Source organism: Arthrobacter sp. AFG20 (assembly GCF_002892795.1).
In the GTDB taxonomy this organism is placed as follows: Bacteria; Actinomycetota; Actinomycetes; order Actinomycetales; family Micrococcaceae; genus Arthrobacter.
The window spans coordinates 141,481-158,946 of sequence record NZ_PJMC01000006.1; the positions used below are offsets into that span (position 1 = coordinate 141,481).

At 66.4% G+C, this 17,466-nt stretch carries 15 protein-coding genes; 11 read left to right on the plus strand and 4 right to left on the minus strand.

The features are described from left to right. Positions 1-72: 72 nt before the first annotated feature. Positions 73-999: a pyridoxal 5'-phosphate synthase lyase subunit PdxS gene (gene pdxS / locus CXZ05_RS09430; RefSeq protein ID WP_102972340.1), complete on the plus strand. Its 927-nt coding sequence runs from the start codon at positions 73-75 to the stop codon at positions 997-999. A 145-nt stretch (positions 1,000-1,144) separates the two neighbouring features. Here the strand turns inward: pdxS and CXZ05_RS09435 are convergent, their stop codons facing one another. Then, positions 1,145-3,157: a M3 family metallopeptidase gene (locus CXZ05_RS09435; RefSeq protein ID WP_102972341.1), complete on the minus strand. Its 2,013-nt coding sequence runs from the start codon at positions 3,155-3,157 to the stop codon at positions 1,145-1,147. A 100-nt stretch (positions 3,158-3,257) separates the two neighbouring features. Here CXZ05_RS09435 and CXZ05_RS09440 point away from each other — a divergent pair, with 100 nt between their 5' ends. Beyond that, positions 3,258-4,574 carry a CapA family protein gene (locus tag CXZ05_RS09440; protein WP_258006518.1) on the plus strand — a complete coding sequence of 439 codons (1,317 nt, stop codon included), beginning with the start codon at positions 3,258-3,260 and terminating at the stop codon, positions 4,572-4,574. Between the two features lie 31 nt (positions 4,575-4,605). Here the strand turns inward: CXZ05_RS09440 and CXZ05_RS09445 are convergent, their stop codons facing one another. Then, the gene (locus tag CXZ05_RS09445; protein WP_102972342.1) at positions 4,606-5,358 is read right to left on the minus strand and encodes a type 1 glutamine amidotransferase; all 753 of its coding nucleotides are present in this window, start codon (positions 5,356-5,358) and stop codon (positions 4,606-4,608) included. Then, positions 5,355-6,644, minus strand: a complete 1,290-nt coding sequence (locus CXZ05_RS09450; RefSeq protein WP_102972343.1) for a Mur ligase family protein — start codon at positions 6,642-6,644, stop codon at positions 5,355-5,357. The genes CXZ05_RS09445 and CXZ05_RS09450 overlap by 4 nt, the downstream gene beginning before the upstream one ends. A 91-nt stretch (positions 6,645-6,735) precedes the next feature. Here CXZ05_RS09450 and pdxT point away from each other — a divergent pair, with 91 nt between their 5' ends. The 9 genes from pdxT to CXZ05_RS09495 all read left to right on the plus strand — a co-directional run bounded on the left by pdxT (position 6,736) and on the right by CXZ05_RS09495 (position 16,781). After that, the gene (pdxT, locus tag CXZ05_RS09455) at positions 6,736-7,467 is read left to right on the plus strand and encodes a pyridoxal 5'-phosphate synthase glutaminase subunit PdxT (RefSeq protein WP_102972344.1); all 732 of its coding nucleotides are present in this window, start codon (positions 6,736-6,738) and stop codon (positions 7,465-7,467) included. Between the two features lie 3 nt (positions 7,468-7,470). Continuing rightward, positions 7,471-8,226, plus strand: coding sequence for a YebC/PmpR family DNA-binding transcriptional regulator (locus CXZ05_RS09460; protein ID WP_003800675.1), 756 nt, complete (start codon positions 7,471-7,473; stop codon positions 8,224-8,226). Positions 8,227-8,257: 31 nt separating this feature from the next. After that, positions 8,258-8,836, plus strand: a complete 579-nt coding sequence (gene ruvC, locus CXZ05_RS09465; RefSeq protein ID WP_102972423.1) for a crossover junction endodeoxyribonuclease RuvC — start codon at positions 8,258-8,260, stop codon at positions 8,834-8,836. An 82-nt stretch (positions 8,837-8,918) separates the two neighbouring features. Further along, a complete protein-coding gene (gene ruvA, locus CXZ05_RS09470; RefSeq protein WP_102972345.1) occupies positions 8,919-9,566 on the plus strand; it encodes a Holliday junction branch migration protein RuvA in 648 nt (215 codons plus the stop codon). Beyond that, entirely contained in the window at positions 9,559-10,647 is a 1,089-nt protein-coding gene (gene ruvB, locus CXZ05_RS09475; RefSeq protein ID WP_102972346.1) for a Holliday junction branch migration DNA helicase RuvB, read from the plus strand. The genes ruvA and ruvB overlap by 8 nt, the downstream gene beginning before the upstream one ends. Before the next feature lie 233 nt (positions 10,648-10,880). Beyond that, on the plus strand, positions 10,881-11,276 hold the full coding sequence (gene yajC, locus CXZ05_RS09480; RefSeq protein WP_102972424.1) for a preprotein translocase subunit YajC: 396 nt from the start codon (positions 10,881-10,883) through the stop codon (positions 11,274-11,276). Positions 11,277-11,375: 99 nt separating this feature from the next. Beyond that, positions 11,376-13,133 (plus strand): protein translocase subunit SecD, encoded by a 1,758-nt coding sequence (gene secD / locus CXZ05_RS09485; protein ID WP_102972347.1) that lies wholly within the window; start codon positions 11,376-11,378, stop codon positions 13,131-13,133. Next, the gene (secF, locus tag CXZ05_RS09490) at positions 13,133-14,149 is read left to right on the plus strand and encodes a protein translocase subunit SecF (RefSeq protein WP_102972348.1); all 1,017 of its coding nucleotides are present in this window, start codon (positions 13,133-13,135) and stop codon (positions 14,147-14,149) included. Before secD ends, secF begins: the two co-directional genes overlap by 1 nt. 238 nt (positions 14,150-14,387) lie before the next feature. Further along, on the plus strand, positions 14,388-16,781 hold the full coding sequence (locus tag CXZ05_RS09495; RefSeq protein WP_102972349.1) for a bifunctional (p)ppGpp synthetase/guanosine-3',5'-bis(diphosphate) 3'-pyrophosphohydrolase: 2,394 nt from the start codon (positions 14,388-14,390) through the stop codon (positions 16,779-16,781). Here CXZ05_RS09495 and CXZ05_RS09500 read toward each other — a convergent pair. After that, positions 16,662-17,396, minus strand: a complete 735-nt coding sequence (locus CXZ05_RS09500) for a type IV toxin-antitoxin system AbiEi family antitoxin (RefSeq protein ID WP_146033080.1) — start codon at positions 17,394-17,396, stop codon at positions 16,662-16,664. The genes CXZ05_RS09495 and CXZ05_RS09500 overlap by 120 nt on opposite strands. Between the last annotated feature and the right edge of the window lie 70 nt (positions 17,397-17,466).

Genomic DNA, 17,466 nt, shown 5'->3' on the forward strand with positions numbered 1-17,466 from the left:
GTGTGCAAAAACGGCATGTCCGTTCCGCCTGCACTGCCGGCGAAGGTCATCTAGCTACCCATAGGGGTTTTTGTGTCTACACCTGATGTAAGCAACGAAGCCGGCTCGTCCGCCAACAGCGTGACGGGCAGCAACCGCGTCAAGCGCGGCATGGCAGAGATGCTCAAGGGCGGCGTCATCATGGACGTCGTCAACGTCGAACAGGCCCGCATCGCCGAAGACGCCGGTGCCGTTGCCGTCATGGCGCTCGAGCGCGTCCCGGCTGACATCCGCGCCCAGGGCGGCGTGTCCCGTATGTCCGATCCGGACATGATCGACCAGATCATCGATGCCGTGTCCATCCCGGTCATGGCCAAGGCCAGGATCGGTCACTTCGTCGAGGCCCAGGTCCTGCAGTCCCTCGGTGTTGACTACATCGACGAGTCCGAGGTCCTGACCCCGGCCGACTACGTCAACCACATCGACAAGTGGAACTTCAAGGTTCCCTTCGTCTGCGGTTCCACCAACCTCGGTGAGGCGCTGCGCCGCATCAACGAGGGTGCGGCCATGATCCGCTCCAAGGGCGAGGCCGGCACCGGCGACGTCTCCAACGCCACCGGGCACATGCGCCAGATCCGTGCCGAGATCGCCAAGCTCGCGGCGCTGCCCGAGGACGAGCTCTACGTCGCGGCCAAGGAACTGCAGGCCCCGTACGAACTGGTCAAGGAAGTTGCCGCCACCGGCAAGCTCCCGGTGGTGCTTTTCACCGCCGGCGGCATCGCCACCCCGGCCGACGCCGCCATGATGATGCAGCTCGGAGCCGACGGCGTGTTTGTCGGCTCGGGCATCTTCAAGTCCGGCAACCCGGCCCAGCGCGCCGCCGCCGTCGTGAAGGCCACCACGTTCTTCGATGACCCGGACGTTATCGCCAAGGCCTCCCGCGGCCTGGGTGAGGCCATGGTCGGCATCAACGTGGACGAGATCCCGCAGCCGCACCGCCTCGCCGAGCGCGGCTGGTAACAGCACGTAATCATGTACGACGCCGGCCGGTCACCTACCAAGGTGACCGGCCGGCGTCGTTCGCTTTAATTTCCTTGGAGTTTTTGTCCACATAATGGGGGTTTAAGGCCCTCGAAGTCGCGACAAGTGGACAAAAACTCCAATATTACTCGAGGCCGCGGCGCTTGAGGAGGGGCTCGAGGGCGGCGTCGCGGCCGCGCAGGGTGCGGAACGACTCGAGCGGGTCCCGGCTGTTGCCGCGGGAGAGCAGCTCGGCGCGGAACCGGTCGCCGTTGGCCCTGCTGAGACCGCCGTTCTCGGTGAACCAGTCCACGGTCTCGGCGTCCAGCACCTCGCTCCAGATGTAGGAGTAGTAGCCCGCAGAGTAGCCGTCACCCGCGAAGATGTGCTGGAAATAGCCCGTCCGGTAGCGTGGCGGAATCAGCGGATGTGCCACGCCTGCAGCGGCCAGCGCCTTCGCCTCGAATTCCAGGGCGTCCTGCGGAACGCCGTCGGTGTCCAGGACGTGCCAGGCCAGATCCAGCAGCGCCGCACCGAGGTACTCCGTGGTGGCGAACCCCTCGCCCCACAGGCGGGACTCGTTGAGCCGGTCGACGACGTCCTGGGCCAGCGGCTCCCCGGTGGCATGGTGGCGGGCGTAGTTGGATAGCACCTCCGGCCACATGATCCACATTTCGTTGACCTGGGACGGGTACTCCACGAAGTCCCGAGGTACCGACGTCCCGGAGAAGCGGGGATAGGTGACGTTGGAGAACAGGCCGTGCAGGGCGTGGCCGAATTCGTGGAACGCGGTGCGCACCTCGTCGAGAGTGAGCAGGGTGGGCTCACCCGCGGGCGGCTTGGAGATGTTCAGGTTGTTGATGACCACCGGCTTGGTGCCCAGAAGTGCCGACTGGTCCACCAGCGAATTCATCCACGCGCCGCCCCGCTTGGTTTCTCGGGTGTAATAGTCGCCGAGGAACAGCCCCAGCTCTGTTCCGTCAGCGTCGCGGACCTCCCAGATCCGGACATCCTCGTGGTAGCCAGCGAGGTCCTTGCGCTCATGGAAGGTGATGCCGAAGAGCGAGGTCGCGGCGAAGAACACGCCATCGGTCAGTACCCGGTCCAGCTCGAAGTATGGCCTGAGGGCCTGCTCGTCCACGGTGTACCGTTCCTGCCGCACCTTCGTGGAGTAGTAGGCCCAGTCCCAGGCCTCCAGCGGGTGGCCTGCGCTCTCGGCCAGGGCCGCGGCCTCGGCGTCGGCGTTCCGGACGGCCGCGGGTGCCAGCCGGTTCAGCATGGACCGGACAGCTCCGAAATCCGGAGCCGTCTGCCGGTCCACCACCAGCTCGGCATAGTTGGCGAAGCCCAGCAGGGCGGCTTTTTCGGCGCGGAGCCGGACCAGTGATTTCACGAGGTCGAGGACGTCGAGGTCACCGCCGGTGCTGCCGCGGGCCACGGATGCTTCGAAGAGCCGCCGGCGCACGTCCCTGTTGTCCAGTGAGGCCAGGGCCGGCTGATTGCTTGGCTGGATGAGCGTCAGGAGGAACTTGCCGTCATGCCCGGCAACCCGGGCTGCTTCCGCGGCGCTGGCGATCTCATCCGTGGGAAGGCCGGTCAAGTCATCGGCACTGTCCAGCAGCAGGGCGGCAGACTTCATCGCCTCCTTGACGCGCTGCCCGAACTCCGTGCCCAGCCGGGACAGCTCGGCGTTCAGCGAACGGAGCCGGTCCTGGCCTGCGTCGTCCAGCTGGATCCCGGACTGGCGGAACTCCTTGAGGTACTCCTCGACGAGCCTTGCGGCTTCGGCGTCAAGGCCAGCGGTCTCCACGACGGCGAACCGCTCATAGAGTGCCCGGTTCAGGTACACGGCATCCTGATGTGCGGCGAAGCGGGGCGACAGTTCGGTCTCCAGCTTCCTGATGGCCTCGGAGGCGTCGGCCGAAACCAGGGTGAAGAACGAAGCGGCGGCGCGGTCCAGGAGGCGGCCGGACTTCTCCATCGCCAGCACGGTGTTGTCGAACGTGGCGGGCTCGGGGTTGTCCACGATGGCCTGGATCTCGGCCAGGTGGTCGGTGAGCCCGGCGTCAACCGCCTCGGCGTAGTGGTCGTCGCCGATGTCGGCAAACGGCGGCAGGCCGAAGGGCAGGGCGCTGGGGGACAGGAGGGGATTGGCCATGAAGCAACCCTTTCATGCAGCTCTGCGGCGCACAATGTTTTGGCGTGCTTCTACGGGCGGGTTGCCCGCCGTCGGCGTGCCGCGGACTTACGCTGGGGTCATGGGGAACAACAACGTCTTTGGCCGTGCGTTTCAGGCGGCCGCTGCTGCACTGCTGATGGCGGGGCTGGCGTCCTGCGGCGTGGCCGCCGAGCAGGCCCGGCCGCAGCCGGGCAGCCAGTCCGGCGGTGCGGCCGGCAGCCAGCCTGCCAGTGCGGCCGGGCAGCCTTCGAGCCCGGCAACGCAGTCCAGCGCCGGGAGCGCTGCACCCTCAACGCCGACGGCGGACCCCACACCAAGCGCCGCACCCACACCAACCCCGGGTGCCGGTCCCGCGTGCGCATCGGTCCGCTGCACGTCCGTCCTGCTCACGGGTGACATGCTGGTGCACACCCAACTGTGGCAACAGGCCCACGAAGATGCCGTCGCCGGCGGGGTCAAGGGGCTGGACTTCGGCCCGCTGCTGGAAGGGCAGCGGCGCTACATTGAACAGAGCGACCTCGCCATCTGCCACCAGGAAACGCCGGTGGCCCTCCCCGGGGGACCCTTCTCCGCGTATCCTTCCTTCAACGTTCCGCCGCAGATTGCCGCTGCCGCCAAGTCGGTCGGCTACCGCGCCTGCACCACCGCCAGCAACCACACCATCGACCAGGGCACCGAGGGCCTCGTCAGGACCCTGGATGTGCTGGATACAGCAGGGCTGGAGCATACCGGCTCGTACCGGACGCAGGCGGAGTCCAAGGGCATCCTCATCCTGCAGACCGACGCCGCCCGGATTGCCGTCATTGAGGGCACCTATGGACTCAACGGGCAGGTCCCGGAACAGCCGTGGCAGGTGGACATGCTCGACGCGCCCGCCATGATCGCCAAGGCCAAGGAGGCGAGAAAGCTGGGCGCGGACATCGTCCTGGGCGCCATGCACGCGGGGGACGAGTACGCGAGTGCCCCGAACGCCCAGCAGCTGGACGTGGCGCACGCGCTGGCGGACAGCGGCCAGTTCACCATGATCTACGGGCACCACACGCACTCGGTGCTGCCCGTCGAAAAGTACAAGGGAACCTGGATCGCCTACGGCCTGGGCAACGGCGTGACAGAACTGTCCCCGACGTACGTCGTCAACAACGAGGGCCTGCTGCTCCGGGCACAGTTCAGCCAGGACAGTGCCGGCAAGTGGACCGCATCTGACGTCGCCTGGGCACCGTCGGTCATCGTCAGCGCCCCCTACCGCTGGTGCTCTGTGGCCGCTGACGCCCCGCAGGGCGTCTGCGCCAGTCCCGCGGCGGACGCAGACACCCGGCTGCGGACCAAACAGGTGGTGGAGTCCATGGGCGCGGCCCAGGCCGGAGCCCGCGAGCTGCTGGTCACCAAGGAACGCTGAGACCCGTGTGCTGTCCTTGGGGCGGTTGCTCCTAACGCGGCCGGCGGGCCGCGTGCTCGCGGGCCAGGATGGCGTAGCGGTCATCCGCCTCGCCGGGTGCGAAGGTTCCGTACCTGCGTTCGACGGCGGTCCGGATCAGGAAGTCGGCGATGGCCGGGTTCTTGGGCAGCAGGGAACCGTGCAGGTAGCTGGCCACGATGTTGCGGTACCGGGCGCCCTCCTGGCCGTCGCTGCTGTTGTTCCCCGTGCCCTTCGCCACCGTCCCCAGAGGTGCGACGCCGGGGCCAAGGGTGGTCTGGCCGCTGTGGTTCTCGTAGCCCAGGACCTCGCCGAACTCCGCGGTGGTGACCTTGACGTTGCCGATCAGCCGCTCGTCGGTGCCGTGGGTCTCCACGTCCAGAACACCGATGCCGGGAATGACCGGGCCTGAGCGGGTCTTGAAGAAGCGGCCGAACAGCTGGTACAGCCCGCAGATGAGCAGCATGGGCGTGCCGTCCTCGGCCATCCCCTTCAGGAGGCTGGCCCGTGACTGGAGGTCGTCCTGGATGACGAGCTGGCCGCTGTCCTGCCCGCCGCCGCCAAGGATGATGTCCACGCCCTCCGGGAACTCGTCGCCCACGTTGTACTCGAGCAGCTCCGGGGTGTAGCCGTGCCACTTCAGGCGCTGCTGCAGCACCAGGGCATTGCCCCAGTCGCCGTAGATGTTCATCTCCCGCGGGTACAGCTGCAGGACCCGGATGGTTCCCTTTGACGCGGTAGTGCCGGCGGTCGATTCGGGGGTCAAGAGACCACCTCCACTGTGGTGATTTTGGACAGCTCACGGCGGATGGCGAGCATTGCGGTGTAGGTGCAGAAGACGCGCTTCGGCTTGCCTTTGCCCTTGCGGATGAAGTCGGCCAGTGCGGCCGGGATGTCAGTGTCCACCGACCCGATCTGCACTTCGTCGTACTGCAGGCGCAGGGCCATGTCGTACGCCCGGGAGCCGCTGACCTGGTCCACGCCTTCCGCGCGCAGCGAGTCGAAATCGACGTCCCACAGCCAGGACATGTCGCGGCCGTCAGCGTAGTTGTCGTTGATCGCGATCATGGTGGCGTAGCCACCCGAGGGGAACGACTTGAGGCCCAGCCTGAAGCCGCTCGGGTTCTTGACCAGGACCAGATCCAGGGGGAGCCCGTCCACCGTGAGGCTTTCGCCGCGCCCAAAGGCCGGGGCCACCTCGGACAGAGCCTTCAGCAGGGTGCCGTGGTCCGCCGTGGCGGCACCGCTGCCGCAGATGCTGCGGGCCAGGACCAGCGCAGCCGCGGCGTTAAAGATGTTGTACACACCGCGGAGCTTCATCCCGGTGGTGACCGTGACGCCGTCGTACTCAAAGTCTGCGTCATCGGCACCCACGCGGCGGAGAACGACGTCGGCCTGGGGCCTTTGCGGTACCGCAGGTACGGGGCTGCCCGGCCCGGCGCGAAGTTCATCGTCGCTGGGGAAGGTGCCCAGCAGCGAGTCGTCCAGGCCAAAGTAGAGGACCTCGGGGCCCTGCAGCGTACCGGCGATCCGGGCCACCCGCGGATCCTCGCGGTTCAGCACCACTGTCCCCGTTGTCTTGGAGGCGATGTGCTGGAGGAGCTGGGCTGTCTTGTCGATCTCACCGAAGCGGTCCAGCTGGTCGCGGAGCACGTTCAGCAGGAGGCTGTAGCGCGGCGGGACGCGGTTGACGAAGTGCACGGCGTGGGCCTCGTCCAGCTCCAGCACGGCAACATCGGCGTCGAGCCGTCCGCGCCAGTCGACGTCGCCGATCAGGGCGGCCGCCACGCCCCGGGTGAAATTGCTGCCCGTGCGGTTGGTGAACACCTTCAGGCCCTGGCTTTCCAGCAGCTCCACTACCATCTTGGTGGTGGTGGTCTTGCCGTTGGTACCGCTTACTACGGCCACGCCGTGGGGAAGGGTGGACAGGGTCCGCTGCATGAAACCGGGATCGATTTTTTCGACCACCAGGCCGGGGAATGCAGAGCCTCCGCCCCTGAGCCGGGAGACCCGGCGAACGAATTTACCGAGCGGAACGCTGAGGGAAAACATGCTCTGTAATATATCCCAGCAGCGGCATGCAATGTGGCGGGCGCCCGGCGGCCGGAACCGTTGTTTGTGCCCGGGACACTATGCTGTTTAGATGACCAACTCCCTTTCCAGCGCCCTTCCGCGCCCGGCCGGCATGCCCGAAAAGCCGGGATCTGGCTTGCGCATCGGCGTACTGGCGCTGCAGGGCGACTTCCGTGAGCACCTCCGGGCGGTCGAGACCGCGGGCGCCACCGGCGTCAGTGTCCGCCGCCCCGCGGAACTCGACGGACTTGACGGACTCATCATCCCCGGCGGCGAGTCGACGGCCATCGACAAGCTGGCCCGCGCCTTCGACCTCGCCGATCCCCTGCGCCAGCGGATCGCCGACGGACTCCCGGTCTACGGCTCCTGCGCCGGCATGATCCTGCTGGCGCACGACATCGCCGACCCCGCCGCAGACCTCGCCGGCAACCCCCAGCAGACGTTCGGCGGCCTGGACATCACGGTGCGCCGCAACGCATTCGGCCGGCAGCGCGAGTCCTTTGAGACCGACCTCGACTTCAAGGGCCTGGAGTTCAGCGCCACCGAGCAGGGCGTAGCTCCGGTTCACGCGGTGTTCATCCGCGGGCCCTGGGTGGAGCGCGTGGGCCCCGGCGTTGAAGTCCTGGCGCAGGTGGAACCGGCCGACCAGGAGCACGCCTCCCACGCGGCCGATCTGCGGGGGACGGCTAGAATTGTTGCAGTGCGTTCAGGCCAGCTGCTGGCCACCTCCTTCCATCCGGAAGTGACAGGGGAGAAGCGCGTGCATGAACTTTTTATTCGCATGATCAGAGGAGAAGCGTAAAGCATGTCAGGCCACTCCAAATGGGCAACGACCAAGCACAAGAAGGCCATCATTGATAGCCGCCGGGCAAAGTCGTTCGCCAAGCTGATCAAGAACATCGAAGTCGCGGCGCGCATGGGCGGCCCGGACCTCGCGGGCAACCCCGGACTCGAACTGGCCGTCACCAAGGCCAAGAAGACTTCCGTTCCGAACGACAACATCGACCGCGCCATCAAGCGCGGCGCCGGGCTTACCGGCGAGGTCGTGGACTACACCGAGATCATGTACGAATGCCGCGGCCCGCAGGGCTCCGCGCTGCTGATCGAGTGCCTTACCGACAACAAGAACCGCGCGGCATCCGAGGTCCGTCTGGCCATCTCCCGCAACGGCGGGACCATCGCCGACCCCGGCTCGGTCAGCTACCTGTTCACCCGCAAGGGCGTGGTCACCCTGCCCAAGAACGACCTGACCGAGGACGACGTCCTGATGGCCGTGCTGGACGCCGGCGCCGAGGAAGTCAAGGACAACGGGGACACCTTCGAGATCCATTCGGACCCGAAGGACCTGCAGGCTGTCCGCGACGCGCTCAAGGAAGCCGGCATCGACTACGACACCGACGAGGCCGAGTTCGTGCCCTCCATGGAGGTGCCGCTGGACCTTGACGCCGCCAAGAAGTTCATGAAGCTCGTTGACGCCCTCGAGGACCTCGACGACGTCCAGAACGTCTACAGCAACGCTGACCTCAGCGACGAAGTTCAGGCTGCCCTGGAAGCCGAGTGATTTTCCGCGTGGCGGACCGGGGCTGTTGCACGTGACGCTGCGCGTACTGGGCATCGACCCTGGGCTGACCCGCTGCGGCATCGGCGTGGTGGACGTCGAAAGGAACCGCCGGGCCACCATGGTGGCCGTCGGCGTGGTGGGGACGTCCCCCGAGGAAACGCTCGACCAACGGCTGCTGGTGATCGCCTTGGCCATCGACGACTGGCTCGACCGTTACGAGCCACATGTGCTGGCGGTGGAACGAGTTTTCTCGCAGCTCAACGTCAGCACGGTCATGGGCGTGGCCCAGGCCTCCGGCGTCGTCATCGCCGCCGCGGCCCGGCGCGGCATTCCCGTGGCTTTACATACGCCGTCGGAGGTCAAGGCGGCGGTGACGGGAAGCGGATCCTCGAACAAGGAGGCCGTGACCAAGCTGGTCACCAAGATTCTCCGGCTCGACGCTCCGCCGCGTCCCGCAGACGCGGCCGACGCCCTGGCCCTCGCTATCACGCACGCATGGCGAGCGGGCAGCGGCGCCAGCGTAGCCACCACCGGCCCCGGCAGCCAGTCGCTGACGCCCGCCCAGCGCGCCTGGGCCGAGGCGGAGGCCAAGGCGCGCCGTGCACGCTGAATGTCCCCGGCGCTTGCTAGGGTATTCGTAGATATGTTCGGATAGTCGGTTCTTTGCCGGCGCAAGTTCAGGAGCCCCGGCCTTGATTAGTTTTCTCCGCGGAACCGTGGCGCACGTCGGACTGTCCACCGCCGTCATCGACCTCAACGGTGCCGGCATGAGCGTCTACGCGACGCCGCAGACGCTCAGCAACCTGCGGGCCGGCGAGGAGGGGAAGCTTTTCACCTCCCTGATCGTCCGGGAGGATTCCCTGACCCTGTTCGGCTTCGCGAGCGACGACGAACGGGAAGTTTTCGACGTTCTGCTCAGTGTCAGCGGTGTGGGCCCGCGGCTCGCCCTCGCGGTCCTCGCCGTCCACGACCCCGAGGCCATCCGCGTGGCGGCCCACACCGGGGACAGCAAAACGTTCACCAAGGTCCCGGGCATCGGACCCAAGGTTGCCGGGCGCATCGTCCTGGAACTCGCCGGGAAACTGGTTCCGCACGGCACGGCGACGCCCGCGGGAGCGCCGGCCGCGTCATCTGAAGGCGTCTGGAAGCCGCAGGTTGTGGCCGCCATGACCAGCCTGGGCTGGTCCGAGAAGGACGCCACGGGCAGCATCGACAAGGCCCTCGCAGACGCGCCGGAACTTGCCGGCGAAGGCAACGTAGCCGAAATCCTGCGCACCACGCTGCGGTGGCTCGGCCAGGACGGAGCCCGGGCGGGCAACAGGGTAGGCAGCCGTGGCTGAGCCGTCCCTGGTCGCCGGGGGAGAGGAGCCGGAGGAGCGGGCCATCGAGGCGGCGCTCCGGCCCAAGAACCTCGACGACTTCGTGGGCCAGCACAGGGTCCGCAAGCAGCTCTCCCTCGTGTTGCAGGCATCACGGATGCGCGGGCGCAGTGCCGACCACGTCCTTTTTTCCGGTCCTCCCGGCCTCGGCAAGACTACGCTCGCCATGATTGTCGCGTCCGAGATGAATGCGCCGCTGCGGATCAGCAGCGGCCCGGCCATCCAGCACGCCGGCGACCTCGCCGCCATACTTTCCTCACTGTCAGAGGGCGAGGTCCTCTTCCTGGACGAAATCCACCGGATGTCCCGTCCGGCCGAGGAAATGCTCTACATGGCCATGGAAGACTTCCGGGTGGACATCGTGGTGGGCAAGGGGGCCGGTGCCACGGCCATTCCGCTGGAGTTGCCGCCCTTCACGCTTGTGGGTGCCACCACGCGCGCCGGCCTTCTTCCGGGTCCGCTCCGGGACCGGTTCGGGTTCACGGGCCACCTGGAGTTTTATTCGGTGGAGGAGCTTGAGCTAGTGCTGCGCAGGTCCGCCGGCCTCCTCGACCTGAAGGTGAACTCGGCCGGATTTACTGAGATCGCCGGACGGTCACGCGGGACCCCACGCATCGCCAACCGGCTGCTGCGGCGGGTCCGGGACTGGGCGCTGGTCCACGGGATCGAACAGATTGATGCCCGTTCGGCCTCTGCCGCACTGGACATGTATGAAGTGGATAAGCGCGGGCTGGACCGGCTGGACCGGTCAGTGCTGGAGGCGCTGATCACCAAATTCGGCGGCGGCCCGGTGGGCCTTTCAACCTTGGCCATCGCCGTGGGGGAGGAGCCGGAGACCGTGGAGACGGTCGCCGAGCCGTACCTGGTCCGGGAAGGGCTGCTGGGCAGGACGCCGAGGGGCCGGATCGCCATGGCACCGGCCTGGACCCACCTTGGGCTGGCAGTACCGGCAGGGGTCTTCGGGCAGGAAACCCTGGACCTTTTCGGGTCCGGCCCGGGCGATGAAGAATCGTCATCTGAATGGGTTTCCAGCACCCAATAGCAGCACCCTCCCAGCTTTTCCCTCTAGACTGGAAAGACGCTCGGCACGTCCGGGCTTTGTTTCCGTGTCCCGCTTCGGCGGGCCGCCCGCGCCGGTCTCCCGCGTCCGGGCGGGCAGCCCGGTGCAAAGCGGACGTCGCTGTCAACCAGCTACGCAAGTACAGAACGGAACTTCACTTGTTCGGACATATTAGTGCCCAGGCCCAGCCGCAGTCCGGCGGCGGCATCGACATCATGACCATTCTGCTGTTCGTCATGCTCGGCGTTTTCATCTTCATGATGTTCCGCCGCAACAAAAAGACCCAGAAGCAGCAGGCTGAGCTGCAGTCGCAGTTCTCTCCGGGCGTTGAGGTCATGACCAGTTTCGGACTGTTCGGCCGGATCGTGTCGATTGATGACGCAGAGAACAAGGTTGTCCTGGAACTGTCGCCTGGCCACCTGGCCACGGTCCACCGCCAGGCCGTGAACAAGATCGTGGAACCTGCCGCCGAAACCCAGGTTGTCCCGGACGATGCATCGGCACTGACCGCCGAGGACTCGCTGACCCCTGAAGCCAAGGCCGGCACGGCCGACGAAACCCCGGACGAAACCCTCAAGCGCCTCAACGACGAGGGCAAGAAGGACATCTAGTCCGCCGCTTACGCGCAGTACAGCTGTCTACGGCTGCGGAGCCGCCGGGTGCGAAAGGCGCGCTCCGGCGGCCCTCCGCAATTAATAGAAAGATAGGCAATGGCACGAACTGGCCGCAATAAACCATCCCTTCGGGTGCTGGTCTGGCTTGGCGTAATCCTGGCTGCCATGACGGCCGTCCTTGCGGGCGGCACTATGTCCGGGGTTGCCAGCTGGAGCCCGAAGCTGGCCCTGGACCTGGAGGGCGGCACCCAGATGATCCTGGCACCCAAGGTTGAGGGTGGCTCGGACATTAACGAGGAGCAGCTCAACCAGGCGGTGGCCATCATCCGTCAGCGTGTGGACGGCTCGGGTGTTGCCGAGGCTGAGATCAGCACGCAGTCCGGCCGCAACGTGGTGGTGAGCCTGCCCGGCACTCCGTCCTCGCAGACCCGCGCCCTCATCCAGGCCTCAGCTGACATGAACTTCCGCCCGGTCCTCGTCACGGGTGCGGGCGCAGCGGTTCCCGCTGCGCAGCGGACACCTGCCGCCCAGCTGCCGAAGCCGACGGCCAAGCCGACGAACGCCAGCGATACGAACTGGATTACCGCGGACGTCCAGAAGCAGTTCGAGGCCCTTGACTGTGACAACCCGGCCCAGGACAAGCAGCAACGTTCTGACCCGGCCAAGCCGCTGGTCACCTGCGAGCCTGCCACGGACCAGACACCGGCGATCAAGTACATCCTGGGTCCGGTCGAGGTCAAGGGTGTGGAGATCCAGGGCTCGACGTTCCAACTCCAGCAGGGCGCCCAGGGCGCCGTCACCAACGAATGGGCTGTGAATATCCAGTTCAACGCCGAGGGTACGTCCAAGTTCAAGACGGTCACCGAGCGTCTTAACCAGTTCTACGTTGCCGCTGGCGGTGAGACCGGCAGCGATCCCAAGTCGCAGTTCGCCATCGTCCTGGATGACCAGGTCATATCGGCCCCGCGGTCCCAGGCCGTGATCACCGATGGTCGCCCGCAGATCACCGGTGGGTTTACCGAGCAGTCCGCCAAGGCACTGTCCGACCAGCTCCGGTTCGGTGCCCTGCCCATCAGCTTCGACATCCAAAGCGAGCAGCAGATCTCTGCCACCCTCGGCGGTGAGCAGCTCCGGATGGGCCTCCTCGCTGGCCTGATCGGTTTGCTGCTGGTGGTTGTCTACTCGCTGTTCCAGTACCGTGCGCTGGGCTTCGTCACCATCGCGTCGCTGGTGGTGGCGGGTGCGCTCACGTACCTCGCCATTGCCATCCTTGGCTGGACCGAGAATTACCGGCTCTCCCTCGCCGGTGTGGCCGGCATCATCGTGTCTATCGGCCAGACCGCGGACTCATTCATCGTCTACTTCGAACGTATCCGTGATGAGCTCCGCGAAGGCCGCGGCTTGGTGTCGGCTGTGGAGAACGGCTGGAAGCGAGCCAAGCGGACCGTCCTGGCATCCAAGGCCGTCAACCTCCTGGCCGCGCTGGTGCTGTACTTCGTGGCCGTCGGCAACGTGCGGGGCTTTGCCTTCACCCTCGGCCTGACGGCCATCGCCGACCTCATCGTCGTGTTCATGTTCACGCATCCGACGCTGCAGCAGCTGGCCAGGACCCGGTTCTTTGGCGAGGGCCACAAGTTCTCCGGTCTTGACCCCGAGCGCCTCGGCGCGGTGCCGCTCTACCGCGGCGCCGGCAGGCTCCGCAGCCCCGAGGACAAGCCGTCAGTGGTGCGCGCCAAGAACACCGGTGCCGCGGCCGAGGCTGAGCGCCGGATGACCATCGCTGAACGCCGCCGCGCGGAGCAGCAGGAGCAGCTCGCCGGTTCCTCCAAGGGCCCGGCCAAGGAGGGCAAGTAATGTCCAGTTTCGCGAAATTCGGCAACGAGCTCTACACGGGCAAGCGTTCCTACGACTTCGTCGGGTCCAAGAAGATCTGGTTCCTCGTGGCCGCCGCGGCTGTCGCGCTGTCCATCCTTATCCCGTTGGCCAAGGGCGGCTTCAACCTGGGCATCGAGTTCCGTGGCGGTTCTGAATTCACGGTGTCCAACGTCAAGACCACCGAGGCATCCGTAGGCGAGAAGGCTGTCCACGACGTCGTTCCCGGCAGTGTGCCGCGCGTCGCGAACGTCGCCGGAACCACCATGCGGATCCAGACGGACAAACTCTCCGACAACGAGACCCTCAAGATCAAGGAGGGCCTCACCAAGGCCTACGGCGTGACTGACAACGAGGTGACCTCCACCTTCGTCGGCCCCACCTGGGGTGCTGACGTCACCAAGCAGGCCCTGATTGGCCTGGTGGTCTTCGTTGCCCTCGCGACGGTCCTGATGGCCCTTTACTTCCGTACCTGGAAGATGTCCCTCTCGGCGATCGCGGGCATGCTCGTCACGATGTTCATCACGGCCGGCGTGTACGCCCTCAGCGACTTCGAGGTCACGCCGTCGGCGATCATCGGGTTCCTGACGGTGCTCAGCTATTCGCTCTACGACACGGTCGTGGTGTTCGACAAGATCCGTGAAAACACGGCCGACATCGATTCCTCCACGCGCCGGACCTTCGGCGAGGAAGTCAATTTGGCCGTCAACCAGACCCTGGTCCGCTCCATCAACACGATGATGGTCGCCATCCTCCCGGTCGGGGCGATCCTGTTCATCGGGGCCGGCCTGCTCGGTGCCGGAACCCTGCGCGACCTTTCGCTCGCACTGTTCGTCGGGATCCTGATCGGCACCGCCGCGACGATCTTCATCTCCGCGCCGATGTACGCCTGGCTGCGCCAGGGCGAGGCGCCGCTGGTCAAGCAGGCCCAGCGTGTCAAGCAGCGCCGCGCGGACGCCGCTGCCAAGGCTGCAGCCGCCGAGCCCGCAAAAGCCTAGGGCGCCCGCAAGAAACCTGGGGCGCCTGCCACAGGCCTGGAGTACCTGCCCTTAGGCCGGATGTCGTCACCCCGACGGCGTCCGGTCTTTGCGTTATGCGACTCTCTCTAAGCCGCATCGGGCCGGCTGCGTACTCGACTGCGTGCCCGGCTGCGCCGCTGGTGACGGACGCGGTTATCGGTCGGGCCCGGAGCGGGAATACACTGGGATAATTAAACGGGTCGTGAGGGGTACTTCATTGGAAGAAGGTTCGACGTCGGCGCCAACGGCAGCCGGAGGCAACGGTCCGGGCCAGGGACAGCAGACTGGGCTGGTGGCTGCCGGGCGCCCGGCGCCGGGTGTGCCCGTGGACAACTCTGGCGTCCGGCCAACGTTCCCGGGCCGGCGTGAGCGCACAAGGTCCCGCCTGGCACGGCTGACGGGCCGAAGCACCGCGACGTACTCACCCATCCTGGAACCGCTGCTGCGGACCGTCAGGGCGAACAACCCCAAGGAAGACTTCGACCTCATTCAGCGGGCGTTCGTGGTGGCGGAGCAAAGCCACCGCGGGCAGAAGCGCAAGAGCGGCGACCCCTACATCACCCATCCCGTCGCCGTCGCGACGATCCTCGCCGAGCTGGGGCTCAGCGGCACCACCCTTGCGGCTGCGCTGCTCCACGACACGGTGGAGGACACGCCCTACACCCTTGAGGACCTCCGGGCGGACTTCGGCCCCGAAGTCGCCATGCTGGTTGACGGCGTCACCAAGCTGGACAAGGTCAGTTTCGGCGAGGCAGCCCAGTCCGAGACAGTCCGCAAGATGGTCGTGGCCATGGCCAAGGACATCCGCGTCCTGATGATCAAACTTGCGGACAGGCTGCACAACGCGCGTACCTGGCGGTTCGTCTCCGCCGAGTCGTCGGCCCGCAAAGCCCGGGAAACCCTGGAAATCTTTGCGCCGCTGGCGCACCGGCTCGGTATGAACACGATCAAGTGGGAGCTCGAGGACCTGTCCTTCGCGGCGCTTTATCCCAAGGTGTACGAGGAAATCGTCCGCATGGTGGGCGACCGCACGCCGGAGCGCGAAAAGAGCCTCAGCGTGATCCGGAACCAGATCGCGGACGATCTGCGCACCGCCAGGATCAAGGCCACGATCACCGGCCGGCCCAAGCACTATTACTCGATCTACCAAAAGATGATCGTCCGGGACAAGGACTTCGACGACATCAACGACCTCATGGGCGTCCGGGTCCTGGTGGACTCGGTCCGCGACTGTTACGCCGCCCTGGGGACCCTGCATTCGCGCTGGAACCCGCTGCCTGGCCGGTTCAAGGACTACATCGCGATGCCGAAGTTCAACATGTACCAGTCCCTCCACACCACGGTGATCGGACCGGGCGGCAAGCCGGTTGAAATTCAGATCCGGACGCACGAGATGCACCGCCGCGCCGAGTACGGTGTGGCCGCGCACTGGAAGTACAAGGACCAGCCGAACCGGACCGCCACCGGACCCGGCAGCCCGCGAGACGGCGACATGGGCTGGCTCCGCTCCCTCGTGGACTGGCAGCAGGAGACCTCCGACCCCGGCGAATTCCTCGACTCGCTGCGGTTCGAGATCAACGCCCGCGAAGTGTTCGTGTTCACCCCCAAGGGCGAGGTCATGGCGCTGCCCGCCGGGTCCACGCCGGTGGACTTTGCCTATGCCGTGCACACCGAGGTGGGCCACCGCACCATCGGAGCCCGGGTCAACGGCAAACTCGTGCCGCTCAACAGTGAGCTGAACCATGGCGACTGGGTGGAGATCTTCACCTCGAAGGCCGAAGGCGCAGGCCCCAGCCAGGACTGGCAGCACTTCGTCAAGAGCGCCCGGGCACGCAACAAGATCCGGCAGTGGTTCAGCAAGGAACGCCGCGAAGAGGCGATCGACCGCGGCAAGGAGCTGCTGACCCGCGCCATGCGGAAGCAGAACCTTCCCCTGCAGCGCCTCATGACGCACGACGCGCTGGCCGCCGTGGCCGAGGACTTCAAGTACGTCGACATTTCAGGGCTGTACGCCGGAGTTGGCGACGGCCACACCTCCGCGCAGTCCGTCATGGAAAAGCTCGTCGAGAGCCTTGGCGGCAATGAAACACCCGATGACGACCTCACCGAAGTCAGCATTCCCACCCAGGTCAGCAAGGCCCGGTTCTCGGATTCCGGCGTGGTGGTCCGCGGCGTGGGCGACGTCTGGGTGAAACTGGCCCGCTGTTGCACCCCCGTGCCTCCGGATCCGATTCTCGGCTTCGTCACGCGCGGCTCGGGCGTGTCGGTGCACCGCACGGACTGCACCAACGTCGCCGGCCTCAAGGACCAGCCTGACCGGATCGTGGACGTGGACTGGGCGCCGACGCAGTCAAGCGTCTTCCTGGTGGAGATCCAGGTGGAGGCGCTGGACCGGAAGTCGCTCCTCTCCGACGTGACGCGCATACTTTCGGAGAATCACGTGAACATCTTGGCTGCCAGTGTCCACACGTCCACGGACCGCGTGGCCATCTCAAAGTTTGCCTTCGAGATGGGCGACCCGAAGTACCTTAGCCACGTGCTCAGTGCTGTGCGGAGGATCGACGGGGTGTTCGACGTCTACCGGACCACGGGCAACCGCCGGAGAAGCTAACAGCGACAGCTTCTCCAGAGCTGCGTTCTTGTGCGGCAGCCGTGGCATCGCCTCGACCGCCAGGACCAGGAGCCGGAGCCGGACATCAAGTTCCGGCTTCTCCAGGAGCAGCCGCAGGGCAGGAACTGCCCTCTCGGGTTCCACATGCAAGGCGATGTCCAGTGCCGTCCGGAGCGGGCTTGAGACCATCAGGCCGCCCAGGCTGACGACGTCGAACGGTCCGAGACGGACTTCGTGAAGCGTGCAGCCGCGGGTCGAGCGGAGGCTGGAGATGCGGCGTTTGGCGTCCACGAGTAAGGCCAACCGGTCCGGTTCGCGGGCGCACCCGTAGATCCAGGCCGCCGTCATCCGCCCCGCCACCACGCGCCGCCGCACCGGCGCCGGCACCCCGTGGGCAGCGGCACGTGCCCGCAGCTGCGGTGAGGCCGCAGTCCCGGGAACTGTGTAGCCGTGCTGATAGAGCTGCGTGAGCACGCCGTCGGACGCCATGGACTGGAGCTCCGGCCAGGTGAACGGCAGCCCCGGCGAATAGAGCTCCAGCAGCTGTGCGGGGGAGTCCCTGGGCGGGGAATCACCCCGTGTCTGCGAATCAGGGGGCTGGGAGAACTGTGCCATTCCGTTATCCTGCCGGACGGGGCCTTAACGGGTAAGGCCCCGCCCCGGTTATGTGGATAACCGGGGCGGG